Below are 19,139 nucleotides of genomic sequence, written 5' to 3'. Positions count from 1 at the left end.
ACACGAACGCGTCGCGGGACGTAGCGGCCGGCGCGCGCGCGGCTTGTTGGGTGTTGACTGAAGGCATTGCTTTCATGATGTGACCATTCCTTCCTTATGGGATCCAGACGCAGGCGGCTCCGCACGGGGCGCACGCGGCGACTCGTGTAAGCGGGTCTTTCGATCGGAACTCAATGGGGCGCTGCGTGACAGATATCGTTACCGTGCCACGCAGCCAGTCGTCGAAACGACTCGTGGGAAGCGAAGAGGACTCGAGCGACTCCTCTTTCGCCATGTCTCCTTGTCTCTTCTTCAGCGTAATCAGTGGCCCGTCTTGAGCTGCGCCCAGAGCCGGTTTTCAAGGCGCTGGATCTGGATCGGCAGCGATCTCAGCAACGTCATTTTCTTGATGGTCTCGTCGGACGGATAGAGGTTCGGATCCTGGGCGACGATCGGCGTCACGAACGGACGCGCCGCGGCATTGGCCGTCGGATAGAACACCTCGTTGGTGATCTGCGCGTTGACCTTCGGGTCCTCGATGTAGTTGATCCATTTCATCGCCGCCTGCGGGTGCGGTGCGTCCTTCGGCACGGCCATCATGTCGAACCACAGCACGCCGCCTTCCTTCACATTGGAGAACCGGATCGTGTACGAACGCTTCGATTCCTCGGCGCGGCGGCGCGCGATGCCGGCGTCGCCCGAGTAGGCCACGGCCACGCAGACGTCGTCGTTTGCGAGGTCGTTGATATAGCCCGACGAATTGAACTGCGAGATGTACGGCCGGATTTTCTTCAGGACTTCGAAGGCCTCCTGATAGTCCGCGGGGTTGGTGCTGTTCGGGTCCTTGTGCATGTATTGCAGCGTCGCGGCGAACACGTCGGCGGGCTGGTCGAGGAACGATACCCCACAGCCTTTGAGCTTCGAGAGGTTTTGCGGATCGAACACGAGCGCCCAGCTATCCACGGGCGCCTTGTCTCCGAGGGCCTTGGTGACGGCCTGCTCGTTATAGGCGACGCCGTCGATGCCATAGGCCCAGGGCACGCCGTACTGATTGCCCGGGTCGCTATCCGCGATCATCTTCATGAGCGTGGGATTGAGGTTCTTCAGATTCGGAATCTGCGACTTGTCGAGTTTCTGGTACACGCCGGCCTGGATCTGCTTGGCCATGTAGTTCGACGACGGCACGACGATGTCATAGCCCGAGCTGCCCGCGAGCAGCTTGGCCTGCAGCGTGTCGTCGCTGTCGTAGTTGTCGTACTTGACGCGCGTACCCGTCTCCTTTTCGAAGTTCGGGATGGTGTCTTTCGCGATATAGTCCGACCAGTTGTAAACGTTCAATACGTTGTCGGCGGCTTGCGCGGCCTGAATCGACGTAACGGAAAGGCCCGCAACCAGGACCGCCGCGCCCACGGCGGTCGCACGACGTAGATGGCAAAAACGCATATTGGTTTCCTGAAGGTAAGGATCGGACGGCGCAGCGCCGCGGGCACCCGCTAGATGCCACCGCCCCATGGAGCAACGATGGATCTCGTGGGTCGAGATTGATCGGGAAGAGGGGCGAAGTCGAAGGTCTCGACTTGCACAAGATTGCCTGTAACCATTGTCTCCAGCTCCTGCGGCACGCCGTTCGGCGCGGCGGCGAATTCTTTTCGTGTGGGAGCCACTCTAATGCAGAGACAAGGCCGAAAATATATGACGTTCGAGATGTTTACATTGCCGCCGGCCAATGTAATGTGTTGTTAATGTTATGAATTTTCAATTGATGGCGGTGTTCGGCGGGACAGCATGACCCTGCGCGGAGATAAAAGCCCGGATACGACGAGCACCTTCCTCGGGCGTACATGTCGATGTGTCCAGGCACATCGAACAGGACCTCGAGTAAGCCGGGTTTCCAAATTGCGACCGGGCCATTCCGGGGCTACGGTCACCTCTATTGCGTTCGCGCTGTTCCAGGACATTCAGTGGGCACGTAACGCCGATAACATAGGTGCGGCGAGGCGCAAGAGCCGAAATACATTCCTCCAGAACCTGTGTATCCCGTATCACAAGGTCCAGAACGATCTCGAAGTGGCTGGACGCGACCCGCTTCAGTGTGGACTGCAAGTTAAGGTGATGGAGCCGGAGTGCCTGATTCAGTTCTTCATCCGTTCGCATGTCACGTCTTCGCGACATTTCAACAAATGCATCCAGCGATATGTGAAAGACGGGAGTTTCCGAACTGTCCTGAAGTGCCTTGGCCAAGCTGCTTTTTCCGGCACTCGTAGGTCCGTGCAATACGATGGCGGTGGGTTTCATTGTGCTTGCCCAGATGTCTCGAAGTGTCATGCCGGTGTCGATCGTTGAAACGACTGGGGCACGCGCTAAGGGTGCCTGCCGTCTAGCCTTTTGTGCAGGTAATACCGCTCGTGCTTACCGCTGAACTCCTCAAGTCGACCGAATTCCCGATAGCCGAGCTTCTGATAGAACCCGAGTGCCTGGAAACTGAACGTATCGAGAAAGGCGTGTTTGCAGCCGCGCAGACGTGCCTCGTCTTCGGCTGCGCTCATCAATCGCGAAGCGTGCCCCGCGTGTCGATGTTCCTCGCTTACCCAGAGCTGGTGGACTTCGAGATATTGCCAGTAGGTATCGGCAAGCAAGCCGCCAATGACGCTGCCGTTCGTGTCGCGTGCGAATACGCGCAACAACCTGAAATCCCGAACGGTAAAGGCCATGTTGTAAGCCCGGAGTTGTGATGTGACGTACACGTCATCCTGATCATTCCGGAGGTCGGTGACTTCAATTTTCATGATGTTTCCGCGCAGTCCGGACGGGCCAATTTTTCGTAGAGTGACCAGATGTAGCCACCCGGACCGGGTTCCGGCCAAAGTCCCGCGCGGATAAAGCCAAGCGACTCATACCAGGCACAGAGTTTTGCGTTGTGCGCGGGACAGTCGAGTCGGACATAACTGCGGTTCAGGCCGCGCGCTTTGCTGGCGCAGCACTCAAGCATGAAACTGCCGAGTCCTCGCCCGTTAAAACCTGCGCGCACACCCAGCCCGTGCACATAGACCGCGATCGGCTCCTGCGGTCCCCAGCGCTGTGCATCCTCCATATCGAGCGAAAACATGCCCACGGGCGTACCGTCCACTTCAGCGACATACACCTCCTTTTGAGCGACCGTGTTTCGCATCCATCGCCCGGAAACGCCATCTCCTTCCTTGCCCCACGCGTAGTCACGGTGCGCGACCTTCCGTGCATGCGCTTCATGGCGGATCTGCGTCAGCACCGGGACATCGTCTGCCGTGGCCCGGCGGATGCTTTTCGAGGCCATCGCTCATATCTCCGTTGAAGAGTCAGCTATGAGAGTCTACCTGAGTCAAACACCGCCACCGGTGGCCGGGCCTTTAACGCATACCAGGCACCGCTCGCGGAAGAAGACGGCTCACCGGCTTTCCTCCAAACCGCGGGCACGAGCACCACGCCCCATCCGTTGCGCAATCATCCGATTGTTCGATATGTCACATCAGATATAACGATTTTTATCTTCGCCTTTGCGTCTCTAGACTGGCAGGGTCAATCACGAAAACCCGGCCATGACTACTACCCACACCTCCGCCGTCGCGCTCGGACCCATCCGCCAAGGCCCACTGGCCGGTCTCGCGCTCGCCACCGCCGTCGCCTTCGTTGCCCTGTTCGCCGGACGCACGGTGCCGTTGATAGGCGGCCCGGTATTCGGCATCGTGTTCGGCATGCTCGTGCGCAATCTGCTTTCGCCGGGCGCCACGTTCGAGCCCGGCATCCAGTTCGCCGCGAAATACGTGTTGCAGTGGTCGATCATCGCGCTCGGCGCGGGGCTGAGTCTGGATCAGGTCGCTCATACGGGGCTCAGTTCGCTCGCGGTGACGGCGGTGACGGTCACAGCCGCGGGCCTCACGGCCTGGGGGCTCGGCCGTCTGCTCGGCGTGGGCGGGCGCCTCAGGCTGCTCATCGGCGTGGGCACGGCAATCTGCGGCGGCTCGGCCATTGCGGCCGTTGCGCCCATCGTCAAGCCCGACAATCACGAGACCGCGTTTGCGATCTCGACCATCTTTCTGTTCAACGTTGCCGCGGTGCTCCTGTTTCCGCCGCTGGGCCACTGGCTGCATCTTTCCGATTCCGGATTCGGCATGTGGGCGGGCACGGCGATCAACGATACGTCGTCGGTGGTCGCCGCGGGCTACAGCTACAGCAAGGATGCCGGCGATTACGCCACTATCGTGAAGCTGACGCGGGCGACGCTGATCATTCCCATCTGCCTGGTGCTGGCGTCCCTTGCCGCCTGGCGGGAGAAGCAGAACAGCAATGGCAGTTTCCGTCTCATGCGTGTGTTTCCGTGGTTCATCCTGTGGTTTCTCGTGGCGTCGGGCCTGCGCACGGCCGGCATGATTCCCGCCGATCTGCAGCCGTGGATTCGCGAGGCCGCCGAATTTCTCATCATTGTCGCGCTGTCCGCGATCGGCCTTTCGTCCAATCTGCGTCGCATGGGCGCCACTGGCGTGCGGCCCGTCGTTCTGGGCCTCGGCGTATGGATTGCGGTATCGGTGAGCAGTCTCGCCGTGCAATACGCGCTGGGTCAGATCTGAGCATTGCCGTTTGAGTCGTTGTGCCTGCTTCAAGTCTCCACGTCGTCCACCAATAATTCGTACTGCAAACAGGTCTAGCTATGCCGATGCTCTCTGATAGAAGGACATTCACCGTGAACGGGTTCAAGGTCTGGATGGCCGCCGCGCTGATAGGCGCCGCCATCGTCCCGGTTCAGGCGTCTGCCGCCGATGCCACCGATGCCGCCAATTTCTGGGCCACGCCGACGATCGAAAATTACGGCAAGATCCATTTCCTGCCCGACAGCGCCTTAAAGCCGCAGCCGGGCCATGAATACAAGGTCGTTTTCGCGCTGTCCCAGGCGAGCACGCAGCCCGACAAGGTCAACCCCGCACTGGACCACGTCGCGCGTACCGTGAATCTTTACGTTGCGTCGGGCGTGCCGCTGGGCAAGCTGAAGTTCGTCGCCGTCGCCTACGGCGCGGCCACGCCGCTCGCCCTCGACGACGCGCATTATCGCGCCGCCTTTGGCGTACCCAATCCCAATCTGCCGCTGATCGCGGAGCTGAAGAAGGCGGGCATCACGGTGGCGGTATGCGGGCAGGCCGTGGCCGAGCATCATTTCGGCTACGACTGGATCGATCCGCGCGTCACGCTCTCGCTCTCGGCCCTGACCACCATTACGACACTGCAGCAGCAGGGTTATGCCTTGATGCCGATGTGATATTGCCAACCAGGCTGGTCGCCGGAGATGTCCGCATGTTCATATTCAATCGAAAGAGACTGTCCCTCACCGTGACGAGCGTTGCTTGCGCATTGCTTTGCGCGGTCGCGCATGGCCAGAGCACGGCCACGGACGGCGCAAGCGCTGCCGCGAAAAACGAAAGTCTTTACCCGCCGTGGCAGCATGGCGCGAACAACGACCGCACCGAACGCGGTCTGGAATTCACCGAGCCCGACGCCGACAATCTCGCCGATTTCCACGGCGATCCGTTTCATGCCGAGCTTTCGCTGTACGTGGGCGGCAATTATTTCTTCGCGATGGCGCCGCTCGTCAAGGCCTTCGAGACGCGCTATCCGCAATACCAGGGGCGCGTCTATTGGGAGACGATTCCTCCCGGCCTGCTCGCGAAGCAGATGGCGGCGAACGGCACGGTGACGGTCGGCAACATGACCTGGACGGTCAAGCCCGATGTCTATCTGGCGGGGCTCAAGGCCGTGCAAAAACAAATTCAGGCCGGGCGGCTGCAGGCGCCCGCCGTGCCCTACGTGACCAATACGCTGACGATCATGGTCGCAAAGGGCAATCCCGAGCACGTTTCCGGGCTCGCCGATCTGGGCAAGCCGGGCATGCGGCTCGCGATGCCCAACCCCGAGTTCGAGGGCATCGCGCGGCAGATCAAGCTCTCGCTCGCGCATGCCGGTGGTGACGCGCTCGTCAACACGGTGTACGGCACCAAGGTGGCGGATGGTTCGACCTTGCTGACGCATATCCATCACCGGCAGACGCCGTTATGGATCATGTCCGGAAAGGTGCAGGCGGGCGTGACCTGGCAGTCCGAAGCAGCGTTTCAGGAAATGGCCGGCCATCCGATTGGCGAGGTGAGCATTCCCGCCGCGGACAACACGACGGCAATCTATGCCGGTGCGATGGCCGCTCACGCGCCGCATGCCGAGGCCGCGAAGCGCTGGCTGGATTTTATCCGCTCGCCTGCGGCGCTCGCGATTTTCGAGCAGTACGGATTCAAGGCGTACAAGCCGAGCGCGGGCTGAACGGGGCCGGGCGCGGCAGCAGCGGATCCTGCCCGTTGAATACCTGCGCATGAATCTGCCGCGACTGTATTGAATGGGAGAACCGCTGCGTGAATCTGCATCAACTCCGTTTCGTGCGTGAAGTGGCGCGCCAGAGTCTCAATCTGACCGCGGCGGCCCGAGCGCTGTACACGTCCCAGCCCGGCATCTCGAAGTCGATCATCGAACTCGAGCACGAACTGGGCATCGAGATCTTCACGCGTCACGGCAAGCGGCTGCGCGCCGTCACCGAACAGGGAAAACATGTCGTAGCGGCGGCCGAGCGAATCGTGCGCGAGGTGGACGCGCTCAAGCGCATCGGCCTCGACTATGCGCAGCGGGATCAGGGGGAACTGGTCGTTGCCGCCACGCAGGTCTATGCAAGATACCTGCTCCCGCTGGCCATCGCGCGGCTCCGCGCGCGCTTTCCCAAAGTGAAGGTTTCGGTCGTGCAAGGCTCGGCGGAGCAGGTCGCCGAGCGGGTTCGCAGCGGTGGAGCGGACCTCGCCTTGACCACGGCCGCACTGCCGGATGATGGTGCGCTGGTGACGCTTGCCTGCGCGGGATTGCGCCCGGTCGCCGTCGTGCCCGTTGCGCATCCGTTTGCCACTCGCTCGTGCGTGGATTCCGCGGAACTCGCGGGGCTCGAACTCGTGGTCGACGATGAAATGTTCCGCCAGGGCGATTGGTTCGGGATGGGCGGGGCGACACCCGAGGTCGCGGTGCGCGCCAGCGATGCGGAGATGGTGAAGAACTGCGTGGGACTGGGGCTCGGCGTCGGCATCATCGCCGAGCTGGCCTTCGATCCGGAGCGCGATATCGGTTTGCGAGCGTTGCCGATCGCCACCACGGCGGTTGCCCAGACAGCGTGTATCGCCCTGAGGCGCGCTTCATGCGCTCATCGCGCGCTGCAAGCGCTCGCGGAACTGCTTGCAGGGGAAAGGCCAGGCCCGCATCGATTGACGGAGCGTGGAGGTCCGGCGGTCGGGGCGGCCGCGCTGCATCGGCCTATCTATTCGGCACCGGCACCGGCGCCAGCCCAGGAGCGGGAACGGGCAACGCCCTAGTTCCGCTGGTCGAGCAACCGGTTCCGCTTAACCCCAAAGCGGCTCCGAGCCCAGAATCATTCGCACACCTTACAAAAAAACCAATCTCAACCGGCCCATTTTCGGAGAAATATCCATGAGTTCGATAGCCATAGAGCCGCACACAAAGGACTACGCGGCGAGCAGATGGGACCCGCGCGCCTGGCGCATCGCGGCAATTTCGCTCGCGCCGGTCCGTATCATTCAGGGCTTCATCTATTGGGGCGGCGGCTCGCGCCGATTCATCTACGCGCCGTCCAAGCTCGATCCGCACGCCGCGCATTGGATGGCCAACAAATTCCAGACCGCGATGCCGGGTGCATTGCTGGGCATGGGCAGCGTGATCAGCTTCATGCTGCACCACTTCGTCTTGCTCTATGCCGGGGTCATCGTCTTCAGCGCGGCGGAGTTGATAGCGGGCCTCATGCTGATGCTGGGCCTCTATACGCGCGCGGCGGCGCTCGTGTCGATGGGATTTTCGGTCGTCCTGATGCTGATGTTCGGATGGCAGGGCGCGACCTGCATCGACGAATGGACCATGGCGTCCTGCAACCTCGCGATGGGCGCGACCTTGCTCCTTGCGGGCAGCGGTGCGTGGTCGCTCGACAACGTGCTGTTGCGCCGCAAGCCGCAACGCGCGCAATCGCGTGGGTTCCGCTGGGCGTCGGGCAGCATGGCGCTGCCGCTCTCCGATGCTGCCTTCAGCAAGCTCGCGCTCGCGGTTCTGGCCTTCACGGTTGCGTTCAGCGTGGGGACCTACGATTATTTCCGGGGCTCGGTCGTCTCGCCGTTTCACAGCGGCCCGGTCAGCCCGACCGCGCATCATCTGACCTTGACGCAGGCGACGCTGCTGCCGGACGCCAGCGTGCGCTTTCACGTAGCGCTGGACGCGGGGACCCCGGAGGCGCCCGTGCATATCGTGAAGGCGGCGCTGCTCGGCGCCGATGGGGTAGTCGTCGCTCAATGGGACGCGGCCACGTTGTCCAGGACGCCGAAGTCCGCTTTCGATAACGACTACGCGTACAACCGGTTCGGCCCCGGTCCGTACGGCTGGCGCGCGCCGATGGGGGCGGCTTCGTCCATCACCTTGCCCGCGCCTGCGTCGATGGCCGAATCGGCCGGCGCCGCACGCACCTTGCAGTTGACCGACGTCGACGGACGGGTATTTTCGGCCCCGCTGCAGGGCGCCACGCAGTGAACCCATCAGGTTCCCGGCGCGCTCATCTCCGGCAGCGAGATCTCGACTCCACGCCGGTGCAGCGCCGAGAGCACGTGATAAACGGCCTTGAAGCACATCACCGGGAGCGCTGCACGCCAGCTCCCCCGGAGATTGCCGGCCAGCAGATTGACGATGCCGTCGCGCATCCACAGACGATTGGACGGCGCCATGAAAAGCGTGCGCATGACCGGGTCGTTGACTCGATAGATCAGCCAGCTGATCCGATCCATCGCCTCCGACAATTCCTTGTTGGCCGCTTGCGCAAGCTTCATTCCGCGTGCCGGATTGTCGAGCCACACGTGGGCGGCCTCGGCGCCAAGCTCGCCGCCCGTCATCGCCATCAATACGCCTGTCGAGAACATCGGATCGACAAAACCGTAAGCATCGCCAATCATCAGAAAACCGTTCCCGTTGCCCTCGCGCGCGCGATAGCTGTAATTGGCCGTGCTATAGACGTCCGATACGCGCCGCGCGCCTTGCACGCGCGCGGCGACGGTCGGGCTCGACGCGATGCGCGCGCTCAGCAGATCGGCCGGCGTTCCCTTGCGCTCCTTCCACGCCGCCTGATTGCCCACGAAGCCGATGCTCATGGTGTCGCCGGGTAGCGGGATCAGCCAGAACCAGCCATCCTCGGCAAGATGGATGCTGATGTAGCCCGCAAGCTCGCCTTCGCGACGCGCTACGCCCGTGAAATGCGCATAGACGGCCGCCGTGTTGTTGTACTTGTTCGAGGTCTTGACCTTCATCCGCGAGGCGAGAAACGTATCGCGGCCCGAGGCGTCGAGCACATAGCGCGGATGCCATTCGCGCCTGGCACCCGATTCGTCCTGCGCGAAAACGACATGACGTCCGCCGGATTCGTCGAGCTGGACTTCCGTGACGCGAGTGCGCTCGAAGCACCGGGCGCCGCGCGCGATGGCGTGCTTGAACAGCAACGCATCGAGGTCCGCGCGCCGCACTTGCCAGGCATGCGTGCGGTCGCGGTTCAGCGCATTCTCGAACGGAAACGCGCAACTGCGACCCGTGCGGTCCGAGACGAACTCCGCACCGGGCTTGTGGACACCGATCTCCCGGACCTGATCCAGCACGCCGAGCCGCTCGAAAATGTCGAGGTTACGCGGCAGCAGGCTTTCGCCGATATGGAAACGCGGATGCGCTTCCTTCTCCACGAGCACGACGTCGCGGCCTTTCGTGGCGAGGAGGGCCGCCGCCGTCGCGCCAGCGGGGCCGCCGCCGATAATCAGCACGTCGGGGCGGCTCGGATCGCTGTTCGATGAATTCATTGCACTGGCTTCCCAAAGAGGCGTATTCATGGAGCAAAGCAAATGCCATGGCTGACCCGGGCCGGCTTTCCTGGCATTCTGCCTGGGGCACCTGATGGCGTATCGCAACCGATGGCCGTATTTTGCCATCGCGGGCGCTTATGCCTGAAAATAGGCGGTCGACTTCCATTTTCCTTTCGTGAGCCCGCGTATCCGTCCCCCTTTGCAGCCTGCATGGCCTTTTCCGCCGAACCGCGATGTTGCCGGTCGCACGTTTGGCGATCTAGTCGCGCTTCAATATCGCGGTGCCGGCGTGTGGCTCTGGAAGTGCCGCTGCGGGCGCGAGCTGACGGCCGCTCTCGATGCGGTGGAAAGCGGCGAAGTGCGCGATTGCGGCTGCCGCGAGCAGCGCCGCGTGTGGCGGTCCCGGCCCGGCTCGCCTGCGCTGAAGGGTGGCGAGGTGTTCGGCCAGTTGACGACCGTGAGCTATGCCGGCAATGGCTTGTGGATTTGCCGGTGCGATTGCGGGGCCGAGGTGACGGTGAGCGCGGGGCGCCTGCGATTGGGCCAGGCGCGCTCGTGCGGCCGCTGCGACGGCTAATTAAATATCCAGCACCAGAAGCTCGCCCTTGGCGCGCGAGCAGCAAGGCAGGAACTGGTCGTTGCGCGCCTGTTCTTCCGCCGAAAGAACGTAATCGCGATGATCGGGCTCGCCGGCCAGCACGCGCGTCAGGCAGGTCCCGCAGACGCCCTGGCCGCACGAAACCGGGATGTCGATGCCGTGCGCCGCGAGCGCCTCGACAACGCTCTGATGCGGCGGCACGGGCAGGCGCTGCCCGGTGCTCGCCAACTCCACGACGAATTCATGGTCGTCGCCGGCGCTCGCCGGTGCCGCGGAAAAATATTCGAAGTGCACGGCCTTGTCGGGCCAGCCCTGTTCACGCGCGGTGTCGCGCACGAAGCTGAGAAAGCCTTCGGGCCCGCACAGATAGAGCTGCGAGCGCCCCTTGTGGCGTTCGAGTAGCGCGGGAATATCGAGCCGCTGCCCGGCGGGGCCGTCGTCATGATGAAACGTCACGCTGGCCGCGAAGGGCGAACCGGCGATGCGCTCGTAAAAGGCCGTGCGCTCGCGGTTGCGCGTCAGATAGTGCATCTCGAAGCCGGTGCCCACCCGGCTCAGGCGCTCGGCCATGCACAGAATCGGCGTCACGCCGATGCCGCCCGCGAGCAGCAGGCTCGGCTGCGTTTCCCGCTCAAGCGGAAAGCAGTTGCGCGGCTCGCCGATGCGGATCTCCTGGCCTTCGTGAATCGCGTCGTGCATCGCGCTCGATCCGCCCCGGCCGTTGGGCGCGCGCAGCACGGCGATCAGGTAGCGCGCGCGGTCGTCGGGGTCGCCACACAGCGAGTATTGGCGCACGAGATCGGGCGCGATATGCACGTCGATATGGGCGCCCGCCGCGAACGGCGGCAACGCGGCGCCGTCCGGGTCCACGAGTTCGAACGCGCAGACGTCCGTCGCTTCGATGGTCTTGCGCGCGACCCGTACGGTACGAAGTTCGCCTTGCATGCTCCACTTTCTCCTTGCTGGCCGGCGTCGCCGGCGCTGATCGATACGGTTTGGCGTGGCGGCTCACGCGACTCCGGCAACGGTCTCGGCAGCCCCCGCGGATTCGGCGGCGATGTGTTCGTCGACGAGCCGGCGGAATTGCACGAGCGCTGCATCCATGCCGAGCAGCAGCATCGGGAACGCGGGGTCCGCTGCGAGCGAGCGTTGCTGCGCGTGGATCGTCCGGCGGTCCTCTTCGAAGGCCGTGAGAATGCCTTGATGCACGGCTTCGGTCAGCGCGGGGTTGCCCTTCGCGAAGTTGTGCGGCTGCGAAAAGAAGTAGTGCGTGGAGCCTTCGGTCTCGGGCGTCAAGGCCTGATAGCTGCGCAGCTCGGCCGCGCCCGCGCGGCTGCCCTGAGGCGCGCCGGTTCCCGTGGGCGCGCTGCCCGCGTCCATCAGCAGAACGCCCGGCAGCACGAAGTCGTAGTTGTTCCAGCGGTCGACGTTGCCGTCCCACTGCTTGATCTTGCGATAGAACGGCGCGGGCGGCTGGTCGATGAGCCAGCGCGTGATGCGCACGCCGTTGGGCAGGCGCTCGACCTTGGGCAGGCTGCGCGAGTATTCGTCGGCGCCGCCTTCGCCCAGCGTGGTCGGATGCACATAGGCGAAGTGCGAGAAGTCCAGCAGATTATCGGCAATCAGCAGGTAGTCGGTGTCGTAGTGGACGTAGCCCGGAATGTAGTTCCAGTCCGGGTGATCGAGGCACGGCGTGGCGGGTATGTCGCGTTCGTCGGCGAGCGCCGCATCGCCCATCCAGATCCAGACCCAGTGCTGCCGTTCGACCACGGGAAAAGCCCGCACGCGTGCCTTGGCCGGAATGTTCTTCTGGCTCGGGATCTCGATACAGGCGCCGCTGCAGTCGAATTTGAGCCCGTGATAGAGGCAGCGAATCGCATCGCCTTCCTTGCGTCCGGCCGAGAGCGGCGCGCCGCGGTGGCAGCAGCGGTCCTCCAGCGCCTGCAGCGTGCCGTTGCCGTCGCGCCAGAACACCACCGGCACGTTCAGGATCGTGCGGGCGAGCATGCCGTCCCCGGTGATTTCGTGATCCCACGCGGCAACATACCAGGCGTTGTGAATGAAGGCGGACATTTCGGGCTCCTTGATGGATGGCGGGCGGGACGCCATGAATTCACTAAAAATGATCGATAGTCATTATTTTGGGGCGGATGGCCGAATCCGGTCAACGGTGGCGCGCAATCACTTTTTCGGGGTCTTGTATAACGACGAACCGCGCGCGCTCCTGGCGCCACTATTCGCGCGGTGGTTATAGAAACGTCCAAAAAAGTGATCGTTGATCGCTATTGACACCGGTTTTTTTTGAATCGAGCATGAATAGCGATTAGGAGTCATTTTTTTGAGGGCGCGTGGCCGCCGTCGCCGGAAGCTGCGCGCCAAAGGGCTAGTCCATAGCCGGGATCGGGGTAAGACCCAGGGAAAACAACATGAGACAACGACGCTTGAGCAGGTTCCTGGCCACGGCCGCAATGACCATGGCGGCTATCGCGGCTTCGGCGGCCTCGGTCGCGTACGCCGTGGAGCCGGTGCGGATCGGCTTTTCGATCGGCAAGACGGGGATCTTCGCCTCGGCCGCGCCGTCCGAGATGAACTCGTATGAACTTTGGCGCGAGCAGGTCAATGCGGCCGGCGGCCTCTCGATTGGCGGCAAGGAAAAGCGGCCCGTGCAATTCGTCGTCTACGACGACCAGAGCGATCCGGCCCAGGCCGCGCGCATCTACGAAAAGCTCATCACGCAGGACAAGGTCGATCTCGTGATGGCGCCCTATGGCACGCCCACACACGTGGCCGTGGTGCCCGTGCTGGAGCGCTACAAGATGCCGATGGTCGGCAACACGGCCGCCTCCGCGAAGCTGCGCGAGCTCCAGGCGAAGCACATCTGGTTCGTCACCGGCGCGTTCCCCGACCGCGTGGCCGACGGCCTCGTGCAGCTGATGAAGGCCAATAACGTGAAGACGGTGGCGCTGCTCGTCAACGTGTCGCCGTTCTCGAAGGAGGTGCAGTCGTACCTCGAACCCGCGCTCAAGGCGCAGGGCATGCAAACCACGGTCTCGGTCCAGTATCCGCCCGACATCAAGGACATGACCGTGCAGCTCCTGAAGGTCAAGGCGGCGCATCCCGACGCGGTGCTGTCGCTCTCGTATCCCTCCGATTCCACGATCTATGTGCGTCAGGCCAAGGAGCTCGGGATTGCCGCGCCGTTCCAGTTCGTGCTGCTCGGGCCGGGCGCGAGCTTCTTTCCGAAGCTGCTGGGCGCGGCCACCAATAACCTGCTGATGATGGGCGACTGGGCGCCGACGCTCAACGCGCAGAGCCAGCAGTTCTACGACGCCTACAAGAAGAAGTTCAACGAGGCGCCCGACTTCCTCGACTCGGCGGAGACCTGGGCGTCGTGCCAGGTGCTGGAGCAGGCGGTGGCGCGCGTGGGCCTCGACCACGACAAACTCACGCAGGCGATTGCCACTGGCCAGTTCGACACGATCCTCGGCACCATCCGCTTCGACGGTGTGGAGAACCGCGCGACGCGCATGGCGATCCTGCAGATGCGCAACGGCCAGCCGCAGGTGGTCTGGCCGAAGGAAATCGCCACCTCGCGCTTCGAGCCCAAGAGCGGCTGGCAATAAGCGCGATCTCCATGGAGGAGAAGATTCCATGTTATCGATTCAACTGCTGGTGGCGGCCATCTCGACCGGCGCGGTCTACGCGCTCGTCTCGCTCGGCCTGAACCTCGTCTACGGCACGCTGCGCGTGCTCAACGTCGCGCACGGCGACCTCGCGATGATCGGCGGCTACGTGGCGTACTGGGCGTTTGCGGGGCTCGGCATCGAGCCGCTGATCGCGCTGCCGTTCGCGGCGCTCGTTTGCGGTCTCGCTGGCTGGGGCGCGTATCGCGGCGTGTTCCGCCGGCTGCTCGCGCGCGGCGAGCCCGTCGCGCAACTCGAAGCCAACTCGCTCTTGCTGTTCTTCGGCGTCTCCACGGTGCTCCAGAACGTTGCGTCGCTGGCCTTTTCGTCGACGCCGCGCGCCTACGCGTTTCTCGATTCGATCGTGCACGTGGGCGGAGTGGCGCTCGCCGAGAACCGGCTCATCGCGACGCTCGTGGCGCTCGCCGTGTGCGGCGGCATCTGGCTCTTTCTGAGCCGCCATCCGTTCGGCCTCGCCATGCGCGGACTCATCGACCATCGCCAGGCCGCGCTCGTCGTGGGCATCGACAACGAGCGCGTGCAGGTGGTCAGCTTCGTGCTGGGCTTCGCGACGGCGGGCGTCGCGGGCGTGCTGATCAGCATGGTCGAGGCCGTTTCGCCGTCGATGGGCGGGCCGCTGCTCGTCGCGGCTTTCGTGGTCGCGATCCTCGGCGGGCTCGGACGCATCGGCGGCGGCATTTGCGCGGCGTTTCTGCTCGGCGCGCTCGACACGTTCGGCGTGGCGCTCACGTCGCCCGAGTTCCGCTCGGTGCTGCTCTATGGCGTGTTCGTGGTGATCCTCCTGTTCCGGCCTCAGGGCCTGTTTTCGAAAGCGGTGAGTGTGCGATGAAGCAGCGACATGACGTGCTCCTCGTGGGCGTGCTGCTGGTGCTGGCGGCAGTGGTGCCGGCCACCGGCAATCCTTATCTGATCGGCGTGGGTTTCAATCTGCTGATGTGGGTGGCGCTCGCCACCAGCTGGTCGTCGTTTTCCAGCTTGACCGGCTTTGTCTCGCTCGGCCATGTGGCGTTCTACGGGCTCGGCACGTGGGTCACGGTGCTGTTGTGGGACGTCGTGCCGATGCCGCTCGCGCTGGCCGGCGGCACGCTCGCGGGCGCCGCGTTCGCGTTGCTGATCGGCGTGCCGGTGCTGCGCGTGCGGGGCCCTTACTTCGTTATCCTGACGCTCGGCGTGGCCGAGCTGCTCAAGAACGGCGTGCGGCTCGTGGAGTCGGCGCTCGGGCAGGCCTCGCGCATCATCCTCGACGCGCCCGATCTCGACGTGCTCTACGTGCTCATGTGGGGCGGCGCGGCCGTGGCGGTCACGATCGGCTATCTGCTGCGGCGCTCGCCGCGCTGGCGGCTCGGCCTGCGCGCGATCCGCGCGAACGAGGAGGCCAGTGCGGCGGCCGGTATTCAGGCGTCGAGCCTCAAGCTCGTGGCGCTGCTTTTGTCGGCGGTCGTGCCGGCCTATGTGGGCGGCGTCTCGATGCTGCGCTCCACCTACTTCGACACGGACCAGGCGTTCAGCAGCATGACGAGCTTCACGATGATCGCCATGGCGATCGTGGGCGGCGGCGATGCGTTGCGCGGCCCCGTGCTGGGCGCGGTGGGGCTGTGCCTGCTCCAGGAAGTGCTGTGGGCGAACCTGCCGCAGCTTTATCCGGTGGTGCTGGGCGCGCTGCTCGTGGTGTTCGTGCTGTTCGCGCCGCATGGGATCAGCGGCTGGCTCGATACGCTGGCGGCCAGGCGCGAAGCGGCGCGGGCGCGCCGCGCACAGACGGGTTCACAAACGGGCGTGGGCCCGACGGCGTCGCGGAGGCTGCCATGACCAGTCAACTCGCGAATCATCCCGCGAATCATCTCGAACTGAAATCGGTCAGCAAGCGCTTTGGCGGCGTGGTCGCGGTCGACAACGTCTCGTTCGCGGTGCCGCGCCGCGGCTTCTGGGGCTTGATGGGCGCGAACGGCGCGGGCAAGACCACGCTGTTCTCGATGATCGCCGGCACCCATGCGCCGAGCTCGGGCGATGTGCTGCTCGACGGAGAATCGATCGCCCAGCTCGGGCCGGCCGCGAGCTGCCGGCGCGGCGTCGCGCGCACCTTCCAGATCGTGCGTCCGTTCCAGGACATGACGGTGCTCGAAACCGCCTGCGTGGCCGCGATGTACGGGCGCCACCGGCGCGGCTTCGAGGCAGCGCGCGAGTGCGCGCACGAGTCGATCGTCGCGGCCGGGCTCGGCGCGCTAGCGGACCGCGCGGCCGGCGGCCTCACGCTGTCGAACCAGAAGCGGCTCGAACTGGCGCGCGCGCTGGCGACGGGCGGCGAACTGCTGCTGCTCGACGAGATCATGGCGGGCCTCACGCCAACGGAAGTGGGCGAGATGCTTGAACTGCTGCGCCGCGTTCACGCGGACTGGGGTCTCACGATCGTCTGCATCGAGCACGTGATGCGCGCGCTCATGGACCTCGCCGACCAGATCGTCGTGCTCCATCACGGCGTGAAGATCGCCGAGGGCAGCCCGCAGGACATCGCCCACCACGAGGACGTGGTCCGGCATTACTTTGGCGAGGCATGAGATGTTGAACCTCAAGCAGATCGTTGCGGGCTACGGGCCGGCGCAGGTGTTGCATGGCGTGTCGCTCGACGTGCCGCGCGGCCGCGTGAGCGCGCTGCTCGGCGCCAACGGCGCGGGCAAGACCACCTTGATGCGCGTGCTCGCGGGGCTCGTGCGGCCGCAAAGCGGCAGCGTCGAGCACGAAGGGCGCGAGATCACGGCGCTGCCGGCGCCGCGGCGCGTTGGCCTTGGCATCGCGATGTCGCCCGAAGGGCGCATGGTGTTTCCGACCCTCACGGTGGAGGAGAACCTGCAGCTAGGCGCGATTCACGCGCGCGCCCGGCGCGGCTACCGCGAGCGGCGCGAGGAGATGTACGCGCTCTTTCCGCGGCTCGCGGAGCGCAGGCGGCAGACCGCGGGCTCGATGTCGGGCGGCGAGCAGCAGATGCTTGCGATTGCGCGCGCGCTCATGGCGCGCCCCGACGTGCTGCTGCTCGACGAGCCGACGCTCGGCCTCGCGCCGGTCATGGTCAAGCAGATCTTCGAGGTGGTGCAGCGCCTGAAGGAAGGAGGGCTAACGATGTTCATCGCCGAGCAGAACGTGCGGCAGACACTGGAGATTGCCGACCACGCCTACGTGCTCGAAAACGGCCGCGTCCAGCTCGAAGGCAGCGGCGCCGCGCTGATCAACGACGCGGGCGTGCGCCGCGCCTACCTCGGCATGTAGCGCGCCTTTTCCACCCCAGTTGCATGACCGGCTCTCCCGAGCACTCGCTTCGGGAGCGGGGGAGCGTTCGTCCGTTCAAAACCCGAGGCGGTGCTACGACACCTACGAATAAACCCATATGGTCTGGAGACCGAAATGAAAAAGCACCTGATAGGCGCAGCCGTTGCGGCCACCTTCGCAATTCCGGCGGTGCATGCCCAAAGCAGCGTAACGCTCTACGGAAATCTGGACGGCGGCGTGGCGTTCTTCAACAACGTCGGCGGCAAGCATCTCTATACGACCGAGGACGGCAACTATATTCCCAACCTGTTCGGCCTGCGCGGCAGCGAGGACCTGGGCGGCGGCCTGCACGCGATCTTCGACCTCGAAGCCGGCTACCTGCTCAGCTCGGGCAGCCTGACCGTGCCGAACCAGCTGTTTCAGCGCGCGGCGGTCGTGGGGCTGAAATCGGATGCGCTGGGCCAGTTGACGCTGGGGCATCAGCCGAGCTTCATGTTCGACATCCTGAGTCCCTATAGCACGGGCTATCTCGCCGGCAGCTTCTATTCGTTCCACCAGGGCAACTTCGACGAACTTGCCAACACGTTCGAGTTCAACAACTCGGTCAAGTACCTGAGCACCTCGTATGGCGGCTTTAGCGCGGGAGCCCAGTTCGGCTTCGGCAATACCGCGGGCAACTTCGGCGCGGGCCGCAACTATGCGTTCACGGTGCAGTACAAGAGCGGCGGCCTGAGCGCGGGCGCCGTGTATGCCAACGAAAACGACCGCTACCTCGAGTTCGCGAATCTGGTCGGCGTGCAGTCGCTGCTCGGCACGCCGCTGCCGGCCGCCGGCATCGTCGCGAACAAGGTCGAGAACTGGGGCGTGGGCGCGTCCTACGCGCTGGGGAGCTGGCTGCTGCACGCGCTCTTCACGCAGTCGCGCATCAGCACGCCCACCGGGCGCGGCAACGCCAACACCACCGACTTCGGCGCGAACTACACGTTCTCGCCGAGCGAGACGGTGGGCGTGGGCGCCGCGATCGAGAACTTCGACGGCGGCAACTGGGCCACGGTCACGCTTTCGAATGGCTACTCGCTCTCGAAGCGCACGACGCTTTATCAGCAACTGCTCTACCAGAAGGCATCGGGCGCCAATGCAGTGGCGTCGATGCTGGGCGCGGGCCAGTCGTCCACGCACTCGCAGTTCGGCGTGGTGGTCGGCATCCAGCATTGGTTCTGAGTGGCGTGACGCAGCGCTTACGCACCGGACTCCGTGTCGTCGAGGAGATTGAGCAGATCCATGACGGTCTTCTTGTCGACGCGCAGTTCCGGGCCGAAGCGGTAGTTCACCACGCAGCCGTCGAACGCGAGTACGAGGAACTGGGCGAAACGCCTGCGCCGCGCAGCGTCGGCGCGCAGGCCCGGCATGGCCGACTTGATCAGCAGTTCGAGCCGCTGCTTGAGCCAGGTGACGAGGCTCGAGTCGTGCTCGTCCGAGCCCGCCGTGGAGAGCGCCTGGATCAGGTTGTTGCTGAAGCCGTTGTCGGCCGCCGGCAGCTCGCGCAGCAAGCCGTCGAGCAGCAGGCGCAGTTGCTCGCGCGGCGCCTCGGCGGCGCTCACGCGCGCTTCGAGCAGCGCGACCTGTGCCTCCAGCCACACTTTATAGACGCTGAAG

The 19,139-nt window shown here is 64.4% G+C and carries 20 protein-coding genes; 12 read left to right on the top strand and 8 right to left on the bottom strand.

The window, feature by feature from the left end; genetic code table 11:
- Positions 1-300: 300 nt before the first annotated feature.
- The 4 genes from U5775_RS36970 to U5775_RS36960 form a co-directional block, all read right to left on the bottom strand.
- Complete coding sequence (locus U5775_RS36970) at positions 301-1,422, bottom strand: polyamine ABC transporter substrate-binding protein (protein WP_322063087.1); 1,122 nt, start codon at positions 1,420-1,422, stop codon at positions 301-303.
- Positions 1,423-1,734: 312 nt separating this feature from the next.
- Positions 1,735-2,274, bottom strand: coding sequence for a chloramphenicol phosphotransferase CPT family protein (locus tag U5775_RS39595; RefSeq protein ID WP_415913750.1), 540 nt, complete (start codon positions 2,272-2,274; stop codon positions 1,735-1,737).
- 65 nt (positions 2,275-2,339) lie between these two features.
- Positions 2,340-2,765 (bottom strand): GNAT family N-acetyltransferase, encoded by a 426-nt coding sequence (locus tag U5775_RS36965; RefSeq protein WP_322063086.1) that lies wholly within the window; start codon positions 2,763-2,765, stop codon positions 2,340-2,342.
- Entirely contained in the window at positions 2,762-3,289 is a 528-nt protein-coding gene (locus U5775_RS36960; RefSeq protein WP_322063085.1) for a GNAT family N-acetyltransferase, read from the bottom strand. Before U5775_RS36960 ends, U5775_RS36965 begins: the two co-directional genes overlap by 4 nt.
- A gap of 262 nt (positions 3,290-3,551) precedes the next feature.
- Here U5775_RS36960 and U5775_RS36955 point away from each other — a divergent pair, with 262 nt between their 5' ends.
- The 5 genes from U5775_RS36955 to U5775_RS36935 all read left to right on the top strand — a co-directional run bounded on the left by U5775_RS36955 (position 3,552) and on the right by U5775_RS36935 (position 8,613).
- Positions 3,552-4,580, top strand: a complete 1,029-nt coding sequence (locus U5775_RS36955; protein WP_322063084.1) for a YeiH family protein — start codon at positions 3,552-3,554, stop codon at positions 4,578-4,580.
- Between the two features lie 113 nt (positions 4,581-4,693).
- Entirely contained in the window at positions 4,694-5,263 is a 570-nt protein-coding gene (locus U5775_RS36950) for a DsrE family protein (RefSeq protein ID WP_322063083.1), read from the top strand.
- A 35-nt stretch (positions 5,264-5,298) separates the two neighbouring features.
- Complete coding sequence (locus tag U5775_RS36945) at positions 5,299-6,312, top strand: substrate-binding domain-containing protein (protein ID WP_322063082.1); 1,014 nt, start codon at positions 5,299-5,301, stop codon at positions 6,310-6,312.
- A gap of 89 nt (positions 6,313-6,401) precedes the next feature.
- Positions 6,402-7,397, top strand: a complete 996-nt coding sequence (locus U5775_RS36940) for a LysR substrate-binding domain-containing protein (protein WP_322063081.1) — start codon at positions 6,402-6,404, stop codon at positions 7,395-7,397.
- A 115-nt stretch (positions 7,398-7,512) separates the two neighbouring features.
- A complete protein-coding gene (locus U5775_RS36935; protein WP_322063080.1) occupies positions 7,513-8,613 on the top strand; it encodes a TQO small subunit DoxD in 1,101 nt (366 codons plus the stop codon).
- Between the two features lie 5 nt (positions 8,614-8,618).
- Here U5775_RS36935 and U5775_RS36930 read toward each other — a convergent pair whose 3' ends face one another.
- The gene (locus U5775_RS36930; RefSeq protein ID WP_322063079.1) at positions 8,619-9,917 is read right to left on the bottom strand and encodes an NAD(P)/FAD-dependent oxidoreductase; all 1,299 of its coding nucleotides are present in this window, start codon (positions 9,915-9,917) and stop codon (positions 8,619-8,621) included.
- Between the two features lie 292 nt (positions 9,918-10,209).
- On the opposite strand from U5775_RS36930, the gene U5775_RS36925 reads away from it, so the two are divergent.
- Positions 10,210-10,497 carry a hypothetical protein gene (locus U5775_RS36925; protein WP_322063078.1) on the top strand — a complete coding sequence of 96 codons (288 nt, stop codon included), beginning with the start codon at positions 10,210-10,212 and terminating at the stop codon, positions 10,495-10,497.
- On the opposite strand, the gene U5775_RS36920 is transcribed toward U5775_RS36925, so the two are convergent.
- Both U5775_RS36920 and U5775_RS36915 read right to left on the bottom strand, forming a co-directional pair.
- The gene (locus U5775_RS36920) at positions 10,498-11,463 is read right to left on the bottom strand and encodes a PDR/VanB family oxidoreductase (protein WP_322063077.1); all 966 of its coding nucleotides are present in this window, start codon (positions 11,461-11,463) and stop codon (positions 10,498-10,500) included.
- Positions 11,464-11,526: 63 nt separating this feature from the next.
- Positions 11,527-12,591, bottom strand: a complete 1,065-nt coding sequence (locus U5775_RS36915; protein WP_322063076.1) for an aromatic ring-hydroxylating dioxygenase subunit alpha — start codon at positions 12,589-12,591, stop codon at positions 11,527-11,529.
- 368 nt (positions 12,592-12,959) lie between these two features.
- Between U5775_RS36915 and U5775_RS36910 the strand changes: the two genes are divergently transcribed.
- The 6 genes from U5775_RS36910 (at position 12,960) to U5775_RS36885 (ending at position 18,704) form a co-directional block, all read left to right on the top strand.
- A complete protein-coding gene (locus tag U5775_RS36910) occupies positions 12,960-14,141 on the top strand; it encodes an amino acid ABC transporter substrate-binding protein (RefSeq protein ID WP_322063075.1) in 1,182 nt (393 codons plus the stop codon).
- A gap of 28 nt (positions 14,142-14,169) precedes the next feature.
- Positions 14,170-15,051: a branched-chain amino acid ABC transporter permease gene (locus tag U5775_RS36905; protein WP_322063074.1), complete on the top strand. Its 882-nt coding sequence runs from the start codon at positions 14,170-14,172 to the stop codon at positions 15,049-15,051.
- The gene (locus U5775_RS36900) at positions 15,048-16,031 is read left to right on the top strand and encodes a branched-chain amino acid ABC transporter permease (protein WP_322063073.1); all 984 of its coding nucleotides are present in this window, start codon (positions 15,048-15,050) and stop codon (positions 16,029-16,031) included. The genes U5775_RS36905 and U5775_RS36900 overlap by 4 nt, the downstream gene beginning before the upstream one ends.
- Positions 16,028-16,777, top strand: a complete 750-nt coding sequence (locus U5775_RS36895) for an ABC transporter ATP-binding protein (RefSeq protein ID WP_322063072.1) — start codon at positions 16,028-16,030, stop codon at positions 16,775-16,777. The genes U5775_RS36900 and U5775_RS36895 overlap by 4 nt, the downstream gene beginning before the upstream one ends.
- A 1-nt stretch (position 16,778) precedes the next feature.
- Positions 16,779-17,483: an ABC transporter ATP-binding protein gene (locus U5775_RS36890; RefSeq protein ID WP_322063071.1), complete on the top strand. Its 705-nt coding sequence runs from the start codon at positions 16,779-16,781 to the stop codon at positions 17,481-17,483.
- Positions 17,484-17,618: 135 nt separating this feature from the next.
- Positions 17,619-18,704: a porin gene (locus U5775_RS36885; RefSeq protein ID WP_322063070.1), complete on the top strand. Its 1,086-nt coding sequence runs from the start codon at positions 17,619-17,621 to the stop codon at positions 18,702-18,704.
- Positions 18,705-18,721: 17 nt separating this feature from the next.
- Here the strand turns inward: U5775_RS36885 and U5775_RS36880 are convergent.
- Positions 18,722-19,139, bottom strand: a 418-nt coding sequence (locus U5775_RS36880; RefSeq protein ID WP_322063069.1) for a hypothetical protein, incomplete at its 5' end; no start/stop codon positions are given.

This window comes from Paraburkholderia sp. J63, assembly GCF_905220245.1.
In the GTDB taxonomy this organism is placed as follows: domain Bacteria; phylum Pseudomonadota; class Gammaproteobacteria; order Burkholderiales; family Burkholderiaceae; genus Paraburkholderia.
The sequence above is the reverse complement of the archived record's forward strand: the minus strand, read 5'-3'. Positions and strand labels throughout refer to the sequence as shown.

Bases quoted from the DNA above. Each gene is read 5' to 3' on its own strand.
- U5775_RS36970 (WP_322063087.1), bottom strand. From the start codon at position 1,422: ATGCGTTTTTGCCATCTACGTCGTGCGACCGCCGTGGGCGCGGCGGTC.
- U5775_RS39595 (WP_415913750.1), bottom strand. From the start codon at position 2,274: ATGAAACCCACCGCCATCGTATTGCACGGACCTACGAGTGCCGGAAAA.
- U5775_RS36965 (WP_322063086.1), bottom strand. From the start codon at position 2,765: ATGAAAATTGAAGTCACCGACCTCCGGAATGATCAGGATGACGTGTAC.
- U5775_RS36960 (WP_322063085.1), bottom strand. From the start codon at position 3,289: ATGGCCTCGAAAAGCATCCGCCGGGCCACGGCAGACGATGTCCCGGTG.
- U5775_RS36955 (WP_322063084.1), top strand. From the start codon at position 3,552: ATGACTACTACCCACACCTCCGCCGTCGCGCTCGGACCCATCCGCCAA.
- U5775_RS36945 (WP_322063082.1), top strand. From the start codon at position 5,299: ATGTTCATATTCAATCGAAAGAGACTGTCCCTCACCGTGACGAGCGTT.
- U5775_RS36935 (WP_322063080.1), top strand. From the start codon at position 7,513: ATGAGTTCGATAGCCATAGAGCCGCACACAAAGGACTACGCGGCGAGC.
- U5775_RS36930 (WP_322063079.1), bottom strand. From the start codon at position 9,917: ATGAATTCATCGAACAGCGATCCGAGCCGCCCCGACGTGCTGATTATC.
- U5775_RS36920 (WP_322063077.1), bottom strand. From the start codon at position 11,463: ATGCAAGGCGAACTTCGTACCGTACGGGTCGCGCGCAAGACCATCGAA.
- U5775_RS36915 (WP_322063076.1), bottom strand. From the start codon at position 12,591: ATGTCCGCCTTCATTCACAACGCCTGGTATGTTGCCGCGTGGGATCAC.
- U5775_RS36905 (WP_322063074.1), top strand. From the start codon at position 14,170: ATGTTATCGATTCAACTGCTGGTGGCGGCCATCTCGACCGGCGCGGTC.
- U5775_RS36900 (WP_322063073.1), top strand. From the start codon at position 15,048: ATGAAGCAGCGACATGACGTGCTCCTCGTGGGCGTGCTGCTGGTGCTG.
- U5775_RS36895 (WP_322063072.1), top strand. From the start codon at position 16,028: ATGACCAGTCAACTCGCGAATCATCCCGCGAATCATCTCGAACTGAAA.
- U5775_RS36890 (WP_322063071.1), top strand. From the start codon at position 16,779: ATGTTGAACCTCAAGCAGATCGTTGCGGGCTACGGGCCGGCGCAGGTG.
- U5775_RS36885 (WP_322063070.1), top strand. From the start codon at position 17,619: ATGAAAAAGCACCTGATAGGCGCAGCCGTTGCGGCCACCTTCGCAATT.